This is a genomic window from Aneurinibacillus uraniidurans, assembly GCF_028471905.1.
GTDB lineage: Bacteria > Bacillota > Bacilli > Aneurinibacillales > Aneurinibacillaceae > Aneurinibacillus > Aneurinibacillus uraniidurans.
The window spans coordinates 2,670,042-2,686,257 of record NZ_CP116902.1; the positions used below are offsets into that span (position 1 = coordinate 2,670,042).

A 16,216-nucleotide genomic window follows, 5' to 3' on the forward strand; every position below is an offset into this window, starting at 1 on the left:
ATCGGGCGGGGCCTCGTCACTTCGGTACGCTTACGGAGAAGCTGTAACTGTCCGCTTCAGGTGCCAGACGAACTTGCCCACAAAAAAAGGCCTACGATGTATATACACCGAAGCGTTGTGGACAAAAATCGTTCGTCTGACCCCTTCCGCTAAGCAGGCCCGTACAGGCGTTCCGCTTCCCCGCCCGATCCCGCTCCTTGCACACTTTGGATGAAAATCATCAAGCAAGATCAAGAAACTGAGCTTTGCTATGCAGATAAAGAATTAGGAAGAGATCTTACGAAAAGCCAGCAGCTACCGAGCAAATCCATTCTGACGACGAGAGTTTTTTTGTAAATTGAAACGTTGTGCGGGGAGTGGGAGAAGGGAGGAGCACGAGCGCCTGTACGCGCCTACTTAGCGGAGGGAGGACGGCGAACGGGCCTTTTGTCCGCAATTCTTCGGTGAATCGGCATCACGAGCTTTTCTTTGCGGGCAAGTTCGCCGGGCTCCCGGAGCGGACAGCTCCCACTTCCCTGCAAGCGTACCGAAGCGAACGGCTCCTCCCTTCTCCCACTCCCTCCCCCACACTTTCGATTCTACAAAAAAAGCTGTCTCGTCCGCCATGTTCCGGCTTTGGGACAGCCTTCAAGCAGCACTCTATTTCACCAACGATAAAAGACTGATAAAATGGACAGTAAAAGCATGTGGGAACAATACATTTCTACAGATTGGAGCAATTCACATTATGTATCGCAATTTAGAAGATTGCATAATTGATTTAGAAAAAAACGGGCATCTCGTTCGCATTCGCGAAGAAGTAGACCCTTATCTTGAAATGGCTGCGATTCACATGAAAGTATATGAGGCAGGCGGTCCTGCGTTATTATTCGAAAATGTAAAAGGCTCGAAATTCCGAGCTGTATCCAACCTTTTTGGTACAGTAGAACGCAGCAAATTTATCTTCCGACATACGTGGAAAGCCGTACAAGATGTAATGACTGTGCGCAATGACCCAATAAAAGCATTAAAAAATCCACTAAAAAATATCAAAACCGGATTAGCAGCTGCAAAAGCTCTGCCAGTGAAAAAATCAGGAAGCCTACCGGTCACTGCACAAGAAATCAAAATATCCGACCTTCCATTCATTCAACACTGGCCAATGGATGGCGGTGCTTTTATCACGTTGCCCCAGGTATATACGGAAGATCCAGAGAAACCAGGAATTATGAACTCTAATCTAGGTATGTACCGGATTCAACTGAGCGGCAATGAATACGAACTGGATAAAGAGATTGGTCTGCATTACCAGATTCACCGCGGTATCGGAATCCATCAGAGCAAAGCAAACAAGCAAGGCGCCCCACTAAAAGTGAGTATTTTTTTAGGCGGTCCCCCGGCACACACATTGTCAGCCGTTATGCCTCTGCCAGAAGGATTAAGCGAGATGACTTTTGCAGGCTTACTGGCAGGACGTCGTTTTCATTACAGTTATATCGACGGCTTCTGTATTAGTAATGATGCTGATTTTGTTATAACCGGAGAAATCCATCCGGGCGAAACCAAACCAGAGGGTCCGTTTGGCGATCATTTAGGTTATTACAGCCTGACCCATCCTTTTCCGGTCATGAAAGTACATAAGGTGTATGCTAAGCCAAATGCTATCTGGCCGTTTACCGTCGTCGGTCGTCCTCCTCAAGAAGATACAGCATTTGGTGACCTTATCCATGAACTAACCGGTGATGCTATTAAACAAGAAATCCCTGGCGTAAAAGAAGTCCATGCAGTAGATGCTGCAGGCGTACACCCGCTGCTCTTTGCAATAGGCAGTGAACGATACACTCCGTATCAACAAGTAAAACAGCCGACCGAATTACTTACAATCGCCAATCGTATTTTAGGAACCGGGCAACTAAGTCTAGCCAAGTTTTTATTCATTACAGCAGAAGAGAATCAACCACTCGATACACATCATGAGGTAGAATTTTTAACCTATATTCTCGAACGTCTTGATTTACATCGAGACATTCATTTTTATACGCATACAACTATCGATACGCTTGATTATTCAGGTACGGGATTAAATAGCGGCAGTAAGGTCGTCTTCGCTGCTTATGGAGATAAAAAAAGAGAACTGTGTAAAGAAGTGCCTGACAGTTTGAAGGAGTTGCATCCATTTGAAAACGCTCGATTGATAATGCCGGGCGTCGTCGCGATACAAGGACCCGCCTTTACGAGTTACGCACAAGCACAGCAAGAACTGCAAGGATTATGCGATGCAATTCAAGCAAAAGGCTCGCTTCCAACTTGCCCGATGATCATCCTATGCGATGACAGCACATTTATGAGTGCGACCCTTAGTAATTTTCTGTGGGCTACATTCACGCGCAGCAATCCTTCGCATGACATGTATGGTGTGAATAGCTATTACGAGCACAAGCATTGGGCGTGCGATAATCTGATCATTGATGCTCGTATCAAACCACATCACGCACCACCATTAGTACCTGATCCAACTGTTGAGAAAAACATCGAGCGATTCTTTACCAAAGGAGCCAGTTTGAGCGGCATAAAAATCCGGTAAAAATAAGATTGAAAAAAGGAGGAAATATACAATGTTCAAGAGTGGCAATGTAAGTGTCATGGTAGCAGATTTTAAAAAAGCAGTACAATTTTACGTCGAAACCCTTGGATTAAAGCTGACACACCAAGTGGAAGGGCATTTGGCGGTAGTCGAAGCGCCGGGATTGACAATTTCGCTACTATATACTGCCGGAGAACAACGTTCACAACAAGGGAAATCAGGGAGCATGTCTATTGGATTTGAAGTACAAACATTAGAGTCAGCAATCGAGATACTGAAATCCCGTGGTGTTGAATTCCAACATTTCATGGAAGAAAATGCAACTAGGCTCGCACACTTCAGTGATCCTGATGGTAATCCCCTTTACTTGATTGAGCTTAAGTAATTGTACGTTGTCAATTCTACAAAAACGAGGCTGTCTTACTCGCTATATTCTAGCTTGTAAGATAGCCTCGTTTCTTTTATCTCTGTGCAGCTCCTGCATGCAGACGATCATTTTTAATGAGATCGTCATATGTTTCCCGCTCAACCACGACTTCAGCGCGGCCATCCTTCACAAACACGACAGCAGGACGACGAATACGATTGTAGTTGTTCGCCATCGAATACCCATATGCGCCAGTACAGGAGATCGCCAGAATATCACCTGGTTTTGCTTCCGGCAGCATGTAATCCCAGATCAGCATATCACCGCTCTCACAGCATTTGCCCGCAATCGATACCGTCTCAGCTGGCTGCTCGTTCATCTTATTCGCAAGTGCTGCCTCATATTTTGCCTGATACAGCGCAGGACGAATGTTATCGGTCATTCCCCCATCAACAGCTACATACTTGCGGATGCCTGGAATATCCTTAATCGAACCGACTGTATACAGTGTCGTTCCCGCATCGCCAACAATGCTGCGGCCCGGCTCAATCCAAATCTCAGGCATGCGATATGCACGTGCACTGAACTGACGGCGCACCTCATCGGTAATGACCTTCACATACTCGTCAACCGGAAGCGGTGTATCTTCCTCTGTATAACGAATGCCGAAACCCCCACCTAAGTTAAGCACTTCCACTTCGTATCCAGTCTCAGTACGTACCTGTTCCAGGAACGCTCCTAGTACTTCAACTGCACCAACAAAACCAACCGTATCAAAAATTTGCGATCCGATATGAGAATGAATCCCCAGCAAGCGAACAGCTTCTTTATCCAGCGCATGCTTCACTGCCGCAAGCGCCTGACCAGTTGCCACACCGAAGCCGAACTTTGAATCATCCTGGCCGGTTGAAATATACTCATGTGTATGTGCTTCAATCCCCGGTGTAAGACGCAGCATGATCGGGACAATCACCTCACGTTCCCTTGCCAGATCATTCAGAATTTCAAGCTCATAGAAATTATCTACAACAAAACAGCCAATTCCGGCATCAAGTGCCATTACCAGCTCATCTTCTGTCTTATTATTGCCGTGGAAATGAATGCGTGCAGCCGGAAAACCCGCTTTCAGCGCTGTATATAACTCGCCACCTGATACAACATCAAGCGACATATTTTCCTCTGCTACAAGACGGCACATTTTCATGCACATAAACGCCTTGCTGGCATACGCCACTTGAAAACGGAATCCCGTTTCTTCAAATGCTTTCACATAAGTCTGACATTTCTCGCGAATCAGCGCCTCATCGTACACATACAACGGCGTTCCGTATGTACGTACTAGATCGGCTGCATCACAACCCCCAATCTCTAGATGTCCCCTCTCATTCACTCTGCTTGTTCCGTGTAAAAACACTCCGCTTCCTCCTCAATGCTACCGTAATGCATCATTTATTTTTGTTTACAACAGTACCACACCTCGCTAAAGGGTGACAACTACGTATTTGCTGGATGATATCCGCTACGCTTTAATATAAAAGAAACAGCCGCCATCGTAACCGGATAGCCAAAACACTGCTCATCCCGTCCCTTCATCTTCCCAATATCTCCGATGCCAACAATAACCGGAACACGCAGCATGTTTAACACATCAACCGTATCCCCTATAATATATGCCTTTGTCCCTTTCTCAACAAACCCATTTTTATTAACCGCTTTTCGAGTCACACGGCCATAGCGATCAATACATACATCCACTTCCACCCCGAGTGCGTATTTCGTTTTAGAAGCAACCGCAATTGCACCAAGTACCGTAATATCAGGATGCGTGGAGACATAATACAGCGCCTGCTCCCCCCGGCCCATGCGACCGTCTCCGTTATCGTCAAACATGACCAGTACAGGATCATATGGCGTCTGCTTAATGAGGGTAACAATTTCTTTTCCGCTAAGCGGTGTCGGATTGCCAGACGAACGGGAAATACAGCGTCCCCCAATCCGGCGGGCCACCGTCTCAACAGCCTGCCTGGCTACCATATCGCCATCCGTAATCAAAATCACGTTGCGCCGAATGCGTTCCATGTTTATCCCCTCGGTCTAAATACAAGCGCCGCAAAAAAACTAAAGGCGACCGCAGCCGAAATGCCCGCACTTGTAATCTGGAACATCCCGCTAATCAGTCCGATCAGGCCGTCTTTCTCCGCTTCCTGCCACGCTCCATGATAAAGCGAGTGCCCGAAGCTCGTAATTGGAACGGTAGCCCCTGCTCCCGCAAAGTCAATCAACGGATCATACAACCCGAGTCCGTCCAAAATCGCGCCGCTCGCTACTAAAATGCTCATGACATGGGCCGGTGTCAGCTTTGCCATATCAAGCATCAGTTGGCCGATGACACAGATCAGACCGCCGACCACAAACGCAATTAAAACTTGCGCCATGTTTACTCCTCCTTTACAGCTTCAAATGCTACAGCATGGGCAATACACGGAATGCTTTCTCCTTGCTGGTAGCTCACCGGGCTAAACAAAGCACCAGTCGCACATACAAGCACACGTGTAAGTTTACCCGCTCGCAGTTGATTCATAATGTGACTATATGTAACCACTGCACTGGACGCACAGCCACTCCCACCTGCAAAGACAGACTGATCAGGTCGATAGATCATCAAGCCACAGTCGTTATACACCGGCGACATATCATACGCCAATTCTTTCATTTCGTCCTTAAAAATTGCGTAGCCAATCTTCCCCAGATCACCCGTTACAATCAGATCATAATCGTGTGGCGCACGTCCGGTGTCACGAAAATGTGTCGACATCGTATCCACCGCAGCCGGTACCATCGCCGTCCCCATATCAAACGGATCTTTAATCCCCATGTCGACCACTTTTCCAATCGTCGCATGCGTAATGCGCGGCCCACTGCCACCTTTGCCAACAACACCAGCACCAGCACCCGTTACCGTCCACTGTGCATATTCCGGCTTCTGTCCACCGTATTCAGTCGGATAGCGGAACTGCTTTTCCGCTGTGCAATTGTGACTGCTACACGCCGCTACAACATAATGGGCATATCCCGCATCAACGAGTGCCGCACCGACAGACAGCGTCTCCATCGAAGTCGAACAGGCTCCAAACATGCCTAGTAACGGAATAGTAAGCTTACTGGCAGTAAAATTTGAGGAGATCGTCTGATTCAGCAAATCACCTGCTAACACGATATCAATCTCACTCTGCAGCAGATTACTTTTCTCGATTGCCGTCTCTATCGCCTGATGCATCAGATGCCGCTCGGCTTTTTCCCATGATGCCTGCCCGGCGTACATATTATCATGAATATGATCGAACTCGGCCGCAAGCGGGCCTTCTCCTTCTAGCGGACCGACCGCTACCGCGCTGCCAAGCAGGCGAATATCCTGCTGGAAGTGCCACGTCTGCCGCCCGCATCGCGGTTCGTTCATACTGTCTCCTCCTTACATTTTAATAAGTAACCACTTCACAAGCGCAACAACAAGCGCTGAGACTACCCCGTATACGATCACGCCACCTGCCAACTTGAACATGTTGCCCCCAACCCCGAGCACAAGCCCTTCTGTTCGGTGTTCAATCGCAGCAGACGACATGGAATTGGCAAATCCAGTCACTGGCACAGCCGAACCAGCCCCAGCGAACTGGCCGAGCTTATCATAGATGCCAAATCCCGTTAGTAAAACCGCCAAAAAAATCAACGTTGCCACTGTCGGATTGCCTACCTCCTGCTTTGAGAAGCCAAACATACTCATATAAAAATCAGAAACAATCTGGCCAAACGCACAGATGGCTCCCCCTACAAGAAATGCTTTTACACAATTGCGGACATACGGTCGCTTCGGCTTGTACTTGACTGCTCGCTCCTGGTATGCCTGCTGCGCTTTTGTAGGCCTGGATTGCTGCTTTGTTTTTACCGTGGACATAAACCTTCTCCTCCCTCATTTGACAAAATATATCCAGTAAAAAAGAGAACCGGCCATTTTCCCCAAAGCGAGTGCAAGAATGAACAGGGCTAAATACTCGTATACATACATGCGCTTAGCGAGAATTGGGATCACATTCAACACTTCCGTTAAAGCTGCCGCCAGCAGCCCGACGAAGATCCCCATGAACAGCCCCGGAACAATCAGCCAGGCGGATGCAAGATGAAGTGGCGGACAAAAAAAAGTAAATAACGTAGAACCGAGCGCCCCGAACACCACTGCCCACTGAAAATAAATCAAATGTGATGCACACTTCGTAATCTGCACCAGGCGGGGGATCAATGCGAGTACCGTTAAAAACGCCACAAATCCGCTGCCAACAATCAAACCACCGGACAGCCCAATCAACGCCAGCAGCACGCTACTTGCTACCGCGCTCATGATGCTCTCCTCCCGGTGCCTCATGTGTCAACACATAGTCGTCCAAATTTTGCTGATACAAAAACATTTCCAGCTCAAGCGGGCTCGGTTCCTCGTTAAAGCGCTTACGGAACAAATGATTAAAAAACAAGATCATTCCCGCTCCCACCCCAATCGAATACGGAATTTGGAGAATGAATGGGTGCTCACTCTTGTGCCCGGTCACAAGCTCATACACACGCTGGTGCACCTCCTGCATGCTTACATCGGTGTGAAAATTCATAATGGCCAGCGCGGAGCCAATAAACAGGACGAGCCAGACAAAAGCAACTAGCAAAAGGTTTGCCGGACGTTTCGGACTCTCAATCTCGACAAGCATCTGTCCTGCGCCGATGCCGTGCACATCCGCATCTGGTACAACCGCCCGCACCGCACGAATTACATGCATCATATCCACCACATACCGATTGCCATCTTCTATGCGAAGTACATGAAGCACCGCATCCTGAAGCACCGATTCATACGGGCTGTCCGTCAGAACATCCGCGACATCGCCAACACGCAGCATAGTTCCAGGCGGGCGCTTGACTTTACCTTTTAACTTTACATACACATGGGTGAGGTCAGCCATATCCTTCCCTCCTTGCATACGAATAGTATTTGTCAGTAGAAAGTCCGGTATGCGAGCATAGAAAAAGACCAGAGCGAGTTATTTCTCGATCTGGTCTTTCATGACACGCAGTATTTTTTTCTCCAGTCGCGATACTTGGACTTGCGAGATGCCCAAACGCTCCGCTACTTCAGACTGCGTCTGGTCTTTGTAGTAGCGTAAGTATACGATCAGCTGCTCCCGCTCACCAAGACGGGCGATCGCTTCGCGGAGGGCAATCCGGTCGAACCATTTTTCCTCATCCTTGTCCGCAATCTGATCCATCAGTGTAATCGGGTCGCCATCATTCTCGAAGACCGTCTCGTGAATCGACGATGGCGCACGATTTGCTTCCTGAGCGTATACGACCTCTTCCGGCGTAATCTCTAATACCTCCGCGATTTCGCTCACGGTCGGCAAGCGTCCCATCGTCTTGGACAATTCATCCCGGGTACGCCGTACTTTATTGGCGATCTCCTTTAAAGAACGGCTGACTTTTACCGTTCCATCATCCCGGAGGAAGCGCTGAATTTCGCCAATGATCATCGGTACTGCATACGTGGAAAATTTAACATCGAACTTCAAATCAAATTTATCAATCGCTTTCAGCAGACCGATACAGCCGATCTGAAACAAGTCATCTGCTTCATACCCTCGGTTTAAAAAACGCTGAACGACTGACCATACCAGACGAATGTTGCAATTTACCAATGTATCTCGTGCTGCTGTATCTCCCGCCTGACTTGCCGCAAGCAATCGTTTGACCTCTTGATCGGACAGATAAGAATGGTTGGCATTACGTACATTGGTCTCCATCGGCATGTCTCCTAATTGCAGAGCGCTTCATTCTTGGCTAGATATTTCACCAGTCGAATTCGTGTGCCCCGATTGATCTCGCTCTCCACTTCCATTGCGTCCATGAAACTCTCCATAATCGTAAAGCCCATACCAGAACGCTCTAATTCTGGCTTGGTTGTGAAGAGCGGCTGACGAGCCTCTTCCAAGTCTGCGATGCCAATGCCCTGATCTTCAATCAAAATCTCAATCGCAGATGGGGTGTACGTTGTCTCAATCACGACCGTTCCGGTTTCATCCCCTTCATAGCCATGAATGATTGAATTCGTCACCGCTTCTGACACAACGGTTTTGATCTCTTCTACCTCTTCAAGCGTCAGAGGCAAGCGGGCGAGAAAGGCAGCCACAGTAATGCGGGCGAATCCTTCATTCTCACTGCGTGCTGCAAATGACAGGCGCATGAAGTTGTTGTCGCTTTTATCAAGCATTACGCCACCCCCAGTCCAAGGAGCGCTTCATGTTCAGACTCCTTGATCTTCAAAATTTTGAACAGACCGGATAATTCAAACATGCGATGCATGACCGGACTCAGCGAGCAGACCGTCATGTCGCCCCCACGCGCGTTCATCTGCTTGTAGCGCCCAAGAATGACCCCCAGTCCAGAGCTATCCATAAAATGCAAATTCTCTAGACTTAGCAGTATATGATCGATTGGGTTGCGCGCGATGTCATCTTCTAATTTATTGCGGAGAAACTCAGCCGTATGATGGTCGAGATCTCCTTCCAGACGTACAATCAACACATGCCCCACACATTCCGTCTCTACTCGCAAACTCACACTGACCCACTCCTTCATTCCTTGTGATACAGGGGATTTCTCCTCCTCTTCCTGCAATTCCTGCCCCTCGACAAAACTAGAAAAAAACCGGGAGTGTATGACAAATTCCGCCATATTCCCGATTTATTTTCTTACGCGCCGCCGAACATCTTGCGGGTCGTCCGCTTCATAAGCTCCCACCAGCTTGCTTGTTCAATCGTTTCAGCTGCAACCAGATCCACCTTGCTGAGTATTTTTCCATCTTTCTTAATGAGAAGTTCACCCAGCTTTACACCCTTCTTGATAGGAGCAGGTAATGTTTCTGGCATGTTAACCACTCTTTCGTACTGCTCTGGCTTCTCGCCTTTTTTCACTAGCATGCTAAAGCGATACGGCACGAGGATGTTAACCTGCTCTTTCATCCCTTTCTCTACCTTAACGGTGCGAACGACTTGATGATCCTTATACAGCGGATGACTGTCATATTGATTGAACGCATAATCAAGCATGGAGCTTACTTCCTGATTGCGCGTCTTAGAATCCGGCTCACCCATGACAACTGCTATGACCCGCATGTTGCCGCGCTTCGCTGTGGCAGTCAGGCAATATTTTGCTTCGGATGTGTAGCCAGTCTTCAGGCCGTCTGCTCCGGCATAGAAGCGAACAAGACGATTCGTATTAACGAGCCAAAACGGCTTTTTAGAATCTTTGCGCAGATAGTCTTGATACAGTCCGGTATATTTCGTAATTTGTTCATGCTTTAGGAGTTCACGTGACATGAGCGCAATATCATGCGCCGATGAAACGTGGCCTGCGATTGGCAGACCGTTTGGATTTAAGAATGTCGTATCATCCATGCCAAGCTCTTTCGCACGCTGATTCATTTTTTTCACAAATGCCTGCTCCGTGCCTGCTAGGTGCTCTGCTATGGCGACTGAGGCATCATTACCGGATGCAAGAGCGATGCCTTTTAGCATTTCATCGACAGACATCTCTTCTCCTGGCTCCAAGAAAATTTGCGAGCCGCCCATCGAAGCTGCATATTCACTTGTACGTACTTTGTCCGTCAGTTTTAACTCACCGCGATCCATCGCTTCCATAGCGAGGAGCATAGTCATAACTTTAGTGATGCTCGCAGGCGGAAGTGGTTTATGACCGTTTTTTTCATATAAAATCGTGCCGGTATCCCGGTCGATCAACACAGCCGACATAGCATTCGGTGCGATATCTGTGTTCTGTCCTGTCTCAGGCTGCGCCGCCTTTCCTTTTCCTTGCTCCGTGGCAAAAACAGCAGCAGGTGACAGCAGTAAAGCAATGGATAAAAGAACTCCAGCTATTTTTTTCATGCGATAGACCCCTCCAGTGATTACTCTCTTCACCAGTGTGGCCCGAAATAATGGAATTATATACCTAACAAAGTACGAGGTAGCATTTTGTTTTTTGTGGTGTCGACAACGTTTCGATTCAAAAAAAGAAAAACTATTGCTTTCTTATTTCTATTTTCTTTATATTTAAAGGATGGCTTCTATAGTATTAGATTTAATCTGACAGAAACAGGTGATACGTTTGGTTTTCAGCAGTCCGATCTTCTTGTTCTTCTTCCTGCCATTAGCACTGTTCTGCTATTTTTTCTCACCGTGGCGCCTGAAGAATGTTGTCCTGCTTTTATTTAGTCTCGTATTTTACGCATGGGGCGAGCCGATGTATGTGTTCCTTATGCTATTTTCTATTCTCATGAACTACGTATACGGCATTTATATCGAAAAATATTTTGAACAAACAAGAAAGAAAAAAGCGATTTTATTCATTGCGATTGTGAGCAATACAGCGCTGCTTGGCTACTATAAATACATTAACTTTTTCGTAGATTTGGTCAATCAGTTGTTTCATACCGCTTATCATGTCAAGTCGGTGCCGCTCCCGATCGGGATTTCGTTCTATACATTCCATGCCATGAGCTACGTGGTGGATGTGTACAGAAGCCGTAATTCCCAGAAAAACTTGTTTAATCTGGCGCTCTATATTACGCTATTTCCGCAGCTTGTGGCAGGGCCGATTATTCGCTATCACATCATTGAGCATCAGCTGCGCGAGCGTAAATTACGGCTCGATCAATTCGCAGACGGGATTCGTGTCTTCATCATTGGTCTGGCGAAAAAAGTGCTGATCGCCAATCAGATGGGGATCATCGCGGATCGTATTTTTACCCAGCCGACTGATAGCATGAGTACACTGCTTGCCTGGGTCGGCATTCTGGCGTATACGCTGCAAATTTATTTTGATTTCTCTGGCTACAGCCAGATGGCGATCGGGCTTGGCAAAATGTTCGGCTTTGAATTCCCGATTAACTTTAACTTTCCGTACATTTCGCGCTCTGTCTCTGAATTTTGGCGGCGCTGGCACATGACGCTCGGACAGTGGTTCCGGGATTATGTATACATTCCGCTTGGCGGCGGGCGCGTAGCCACATGGAAGGTGTACCGCAATTTGTTTATCGTGTGGATGCTTACGGGGTTCTGGCACGGAGCAAGCTGGACATTTATTGCGTGGGGCTTGTATTATGGCATTCTCATCTCGCTTGAGAAAGCTGGACTCGAAAAAATACTCACAAAGTGCTGGACCCCTGTACAGCATTTGTATGTACTTATGATCGTAATGATCGGTTGGGTGTTTTTCCGGGCTGATAACTTCCCGTATGCTGCCTCCTATATCCAGGCGATGTTCGGACTTCGCGGTGGGCCTTTGGTGGACGAGCAAGGACTGTTTTATATCATTCAGTACAGCCCGTACTTCATTGCCGCAATCATCGGCTCGATGCCGTTTTTCGACTGGATCAAAGCGAAGCTCATATCATACAGAGGGGCTATTTATGAAGTCGTATCGTACGTATTTTATTTCGGTCTCTTTTTTGAAACAATTTTTTATCTGGTGACATCAACGTACAATCCATTTATTTATTTCCGCTTCTAAGGAGTCTGTTATGTCAACGAAAATATTTTCGATTTGCTTTGTTGCTACCTTTTTACTCATCATTTTTGGAATCGGCATATCCAGCATTATAAAACCAGATGTCGAAAGATCTTATACCGAGGCTCGAAAACTTCAACAGTTGCCGACGTTTTCTGAGCAGTCTTTTCAATCCGGTGATTATTTTCGTGATATGGCAGCCTATACGAGCGATCAACTGGCCTGGCGTGATAACTTTGTCAAAATGTACGACCGGCAACAGCTCCTCACACCGCTGCATGCCACCGTTGTAAACAATACCGTCGTAGTTGATCATTCTTGGTTGCTAGAAAAACCAACTGATCGCTTCCATAAGGAGCTGATGGATAATGCACTGGCAGGGATTCGCTATCTACACAAAGTCGTTAAGCCAAATGACACACAGATCTATTACGCATCCTTGCCGTATCCAGTACTAAATCTACAGGAATTGTATCCGTCTTATTTGCGCTTTCGTGCACCGGCTGAGAATAAAAAATACTTTCTGAGTGAATTGAACAAAGACGACATTCACGTTATCGATTTGGCACCGCGTTTTGCACAAATTCCGGCAAAAGAACGAGAGACGATGTATTTCCATACTGATCATCACTGGAATATAAAAGGCGCCTTTACGGCTTACCAGATGATTATTGAGGATTTAAACAAAGCAGGGGTACTGCATCAATCCCCTCCCCTTACCGACAACGATATTATCAAAACGCAGGTGCCACCGGGCAAATTTGTCGGAAGCTGGAACCGTCAGCTTAATATGCTCATTGATGATAAAGTAGACCGCCCGTGGATTTACAAGCCAAAGGCAGGCTTTCCATTTAATCAAGTGCGAGTCGTAGCGATGAACGGAAAAACCTACACCAAACTCGACGATGTCTACGGCGCAGGTGCGTCCACACCGCCGTATCAGTATTCGACTGTGTATACGAATGACCATGATCTAATGGAGTTTGAAAACAAACAAGCAAACAACAAGCTGCGTGTGCTCATTTTTAAAGACTCGTACGCGAACGCCATGCTTCCATTCGTTGCAAGTCATTTCTATCAAACACAGGTGTTGGATTTACGCTATAAAGGCGACCAGTTTAATCTCGAAAACTACTTGAAGTCGTATAAACCGGATGTGGTTCTGTTTTTGTTCCATGACAGTAACCTGACAACCCCGGCGTATCCGTTTTTTAAGGAGTAAAATGCAGCAGCTGAGTTTTCTTGATGGAGGGTTTCTCCAAAGTGTGGTGGAGGAGCAGGATCGGGCGGGACCTCGTCACTTCGGTACGCTCCCTAAGGAGTAGGGACTGTCCGCTCCAGGTGCCAGGTGAACTCGCCCACAAAAGGGGCTCACGATGTATTTGCATCGAAGTATTGTGGGCAAAAGCCCGTTCACCTCGCCCCTTCCGCTGGGGAGTCGCGTATAGGCGTTCCGTTGCCCCGCCCGACCCCGCTCCTAGCATACTTTGGATAAAAATCATCAAGCAATATCAAGAGGCTGAGCTTTGCTATGCAGATAAAGAATTAGGAAGCGGTCTTGCGAGAAGCTAGTGACTACCGAGGAAATTTATTCTGACGACGAGAGTTTTTTTGTAAATCGAAACGTTGTGCGGGGAGTGGGAGAAGGGAGGAGCAAGAGAGCACCTGTACGCGCCACCCCAGCGGAGGGAGAACGGCGAACGGGCCTTTTGCCCGCAACACGTCAGTGAATCAACATCGTGGGCTTTTCTTTGCGGGCGAGTTCGTCGAGCTCCCGGAGCGGACAGTCCTCACTTCCCTGCAAGCGTACCGAAGCGAACGGCTCCTCCCTTCTCCCACTCCCTCACCACCACACGTTTTCAATATCACCAAAAACAACTGCTCGACTACAGCAATTCCCCACGCATAACCGTTACCGCCTGTCCCCCAAGCAGCACACGCTCACCGCGCACATGTACTCGCACAAACCCGCCTCGTGCAGATGCCTGATAACCAACTAGATCATCTTTGCCAAGCTTCTCTCGCCAGTATGTACCGAGCAGACAATGTGCCGACCCAGTTACCGGATCTTCTTCAATCCCAATGAGCGGGAAAAAAGCGCGCGAGACAAAATCATATGAGCTCCCTTCCTCCGCACGGCTCGTCACGATAACACCGCGCTGGGACACCGGAAGATTACACAGTTTCTTCATATCCGGGCGACATTCCCGAACATACCCTTCTCTATCTGTTTCCACAAGCACATCGAATCCGCCTAAGCTAACATGCTGTATCGGGATATCGAGTGCCGCTGCCAATTCCGGTATTTTTTCAGTTGGCTTCGCATAATCAGTTGGAAAATCAAGTTCGATCCACTCTCCATCTCGGCTCGCAGTCAAAAGTCCACTGCGCGTGAAAAAAGAAATCGAACTCGACCGCCCAACGTTTCCTGTCTCCCATAGCACATGAGCCGCTGCCAGCGTAGCATGCCCGCACAAATCGACCTCTTCGACCGGTGTGAACCAGCGCAGCCGATACCCGTCTTCCGTCTGCTGAACAAAAGCAGTTTCAGACAGATTCATCTCCCGCGCCACCTGCTGCATCCAGCGCTCATCACGCGATTCCTCCAACACACATACCGCAGCCGGATTTCCTTTAAACTTCTCTGCAGTAAATGAATCAACCACTACTACATTCTGTTTCAAACCCTCTCCTCCTCATCCATTTTTTCATGATTTTATCTACAAATGACAGGCCACAAAATGCCCGGATCGTACTTCTTGCCATGCCGGGCTCACTGCTGCACACACATCCATTACATATGGGCAGCGTGTACGAAAATAACAGCCGCTTGGCGGATTCAGCGGACTTGGCACATCGCCTGTCAGCACAATTCGCTCCCGACTACGCTCCACCGCCGGATCCGGAATCGGAATCGCGGACAGCAAAGCCTGCGTATAAGGGTGAAGCGGATTGTCATACAATTCTTCACTCTCTGCCAATTCTACCACTTTACCAAGATACATCACAGCTACCCGATTACTAATATGCTTAACCATCGCCAGATCATGCGCGATGAATAAATACGTCAAGCCCAGCTTTTTTTGCAATTCCATAAGCAAATTTATAACTTGCGCCTGAATGGATACATCCAGTGCCGAGATCGGCTCGTCACAGACGATGAATTTCGGCTCTACTGCAAGCGCTCGGGCAATCCCGATCCGCTGCCGCTGCCCACCGGAGAACTCGTGAGGAAAACGGCTGCTATGTTCCGGCTTTAATCCGACAAGGAGCAACAGCTCTGCGATCCGTTCCCTCCGCTTCGTTCCATGTGCGAGCCGATGCAGGTCAAGTGCTTCCCCGATGCTATCCCCAGCTGTCATGCGAGGATTAAGCGAGGCATACGGGTCCTGAAAAATCATCTGCATGTCACGCCGCAGCTTTTTCAACTCTTGCGGACTCGCCTGATGCACATCATGACCAGCAAACCGCACCACACCTTCTGTTGCCTCATACAGCCGTAAAATGGTGCGTCCCATTGTAGATTTACCACAGCCAGACTCACCAACTACCCCAAGTGTTTCACCACGTTTAATATCGAATGTTACATCATTGACCGCCGCAACAGTTCCACTTCTTGTATGAAAATGCTTGGTCAGATGGCGTACCTCAAGCAATGCAGCTTCTTTATTTTCTGCTGACATCATCGC

Annotated in this window: 17 protein-coding genes; 4 read left to right on the plus strand and 13 right to left on the minus strand. The window is 47.9% G+C overall.

The window, feature by feature from the left end:
• The first annotated feature begins 727 nt into the window (after positions 1-727).
• Together PO771_RS13295 and PO771_RS13300 are read left to right on the plus strand one after the other, a co-directional pair.
• Complete coding sequence (locus PO771_RS13295) at positions 728-2,563, plus strand: UbiD family decarboxylase (protein WP_272560185.1); 1,836 nt, start codon at positions 728-730, stop codon at positions 2,561-2,563.
• Positions 2,564-2,594: 31 nt separating this feature from the next.
• Complete coding sequence (locus PO771_RS13300) at positions 2,595-2,948, plus strand: VOC family protein (RefSeq protein ID WP_272560186.1); 354 nt, start codon at positions 2,595-2,597, stop codon at positions 2,946-2,948.
• 76 nt (positions 2,949-3,024) lie between these two features.
• Here the strand turns inward: PO771_RS13300 and lysA are convergent, their stop codons facing one another.
• The 11 genes from lysA to PO771_RS13355 all read right to left on the minus strand — a co-directional run bounded on the left by lysA (position 3,025) and on the right by PO771_RS13355 (position 10,906).
• The gene (gene lysA / locus PO771_RS13305) at positions 3,025-4,344 is read right to left on the minus strand and encodes a diaminopimelate decarboxylase (protein WP_272560187.1); all 1,320 of its coding nucleotides are present in this window, start codon (positions 4,342-4,344) and stop codon (positions 3,025-3,027) included.
• Positions 4,345-4,424: 80 nt separating this feature from the next.
• Entirely contained in the window at positions 4,425-5,009 is a 585-nt protein-coding gene (gene spoVAEA, locus PO771_RS13310; RefSeq protein WP_272560188.1) for a stage V sporulation protein SpoVABEA, read from the minus strand.
• Between the two features lie 2 nt (positions 5,010-5,011).
• Entirely contained in the window at positions 5,012-5,365 is a 354-nt protein-coding gene (gene spoVAE / locus PO771_RS13315; protein WP_272560189.1) for a stage V sporulation protein AE, read from the minus strand.
• 2 nt (positions 5,366-5,367) lie between these two features.
• Complete coding sequence (gene spoVAD / locus PO771_RS13320; protein WP_272560190.1) at positions 5,368-6,387, minus strand: stage V sporulation protein AD; 1,020 nt, start codon at positions 6,385-6,387, stop codon at positions 5,368-5,370.
• A 12-nt stretch (positions 6,388-6,399) separates the two neighbouring features.
• Complete coding sequence (gene spoVAC, locus PO771_RS13325; protein WP_272560191.1) at positions 6,400-6,879, minus strand: stage V sporulation protein AC; 480 nt, start codon at positions 6,877-6,879, stop codon at positions 6,400-6,402.
• Between the two features lie 15 nt (positions 6,880-6,894).
• The gene (locus PO771_RS13330) at positions 6,895-7,320 is read right to left on the minus strand and encodes a stage V sporulation protein AB (protein WP_272560192.1); all 426 of its coding nucleotides are present in this window, start codon (positions 7,318-7,320) and stop codon (positions 6,895-6,897) included.
• Positions 7,301-7,930, minus strand: a complete 630-nt coding sequence (locus PO771_RS13335) for a stage V sporulation protein AA (protein WP_272560193.1) — start codon at positions 7,928-7,930, stop codon at positions 7,301-7,303. The genes PO771_RS13330 and PO771_RS13335 overlap by 20 nt, the downstream gene beginning before the upstream one ends.
• A 78-nt stretch (positions 7,931-8,008) precedes the next feature.
• Positions 8,009-8,764, minus strand: a complete 756-nt coding sequence (gene sigF / locus PO771_RS13340; RefSeq protein WP_096466811.1) for an RNA polymerase sporulation sigma factor SigF — start codon at positions 8,762-8,764, stop codon at positions 8,009-8,011.
• Positions 8,765-8,775: 11 nt separating this feature from the next.
• Positions 8,776-9,231: an anti-sigma F factor gene (gene spoIIAB, locus PO771_RS13345; protein WP_422664948.1), complete on the minus strand. Its 456-nt coding sequence runs from the start codon at positions 9,229-9,231 to the stop codon at positions 8,776-8,778.
• Positions 9,231-9,581 (minus strand): anti-sigma F factor antagonist, encoded by a 351-nt coding sequence (gene spoIIAA, locus PO771_RS13350; RefSeq protein ID WP_272560194.1) that lies wholly within the window; start codon positions 9,579-9,581, stop codon positions 9,231-9,233. Before spoIIAA ends, spoIIAB begins: the two co-directional genes overlap by 1 nt.
• A gap of 131 nt (positions 9,582-9,712) precedes the next feature.
• Positions 9,713-10,906: a D-alanyl-D-alanine carboxypeptidase family protein gene (locus PO771_RS13355; protein ID WP_422664949.1), complete on the minus strand. Its 1,194-nt coding sequence runs from the start codon at positions 10,904-10,906 to the stop codon at positions 9,713-9,715.
• Positions 10,907-11,126: 220 nt separating this feature from the next.
• Here PO771_RS13355 and PO771_RS13360 point away from each other — a divergent pair, with 220 nt between their 5' ends.
• Complete coding sequence (locus PO771_RS13360) at positions 11,127-12,530, plus strand: MBOAT family O-acyltransferase (RefSeq protein WP_272560195.1); 1,404 nt, start codon at positions 11,127-11,129, stop codon at positions 12,528-12,530.
• Between the two features lie 10 nt (positions 12,531-12,540).
• Entirely contained in the window at positions 12,541-13,749 is a 1,209-nt protein-coding gene (locus PO771_RS13365) for a DHHW family protein (protein ID WP_272560196.1), read from the plus strand.
• Between the two features lie 664 nt (positions 13,750-14,413).
• Here PO771_RS13365 and PO771_RS13370 read toward each other — a convergent pair.
• Together PO771_RS13370 and PO771_RS13375 are read right to left on the minus strand one after the other, a co-directional pair.
• The gene (locus PO771_RS13370) at positions 14,414-15,211 is read right to left on the minus strand and encodes a PhzF family phenazine biosynthesis protein (protein ID WP_272560197.1); all 798 of its coding nucleotides are present in this window, start codon (positions 15,209-15,211) and stop codon (positions 14,414-14,416) included.
• A 36-nt stretch (positions 15,212-15,247) separates the two neighbouring features.
• Positions 15,248-16,213, minus strand: a complete 966-nt coding sequence (locus PO771_RS13375; protein WP_422664950.1) for an ABC transporter ATP-binding protein — start codon at positions 16,211-16,213, stop codon at positions 15,248-15,250.
• Between the last annotated feature and the right edge of the window lie 3 nt (positions 16,214-16,216).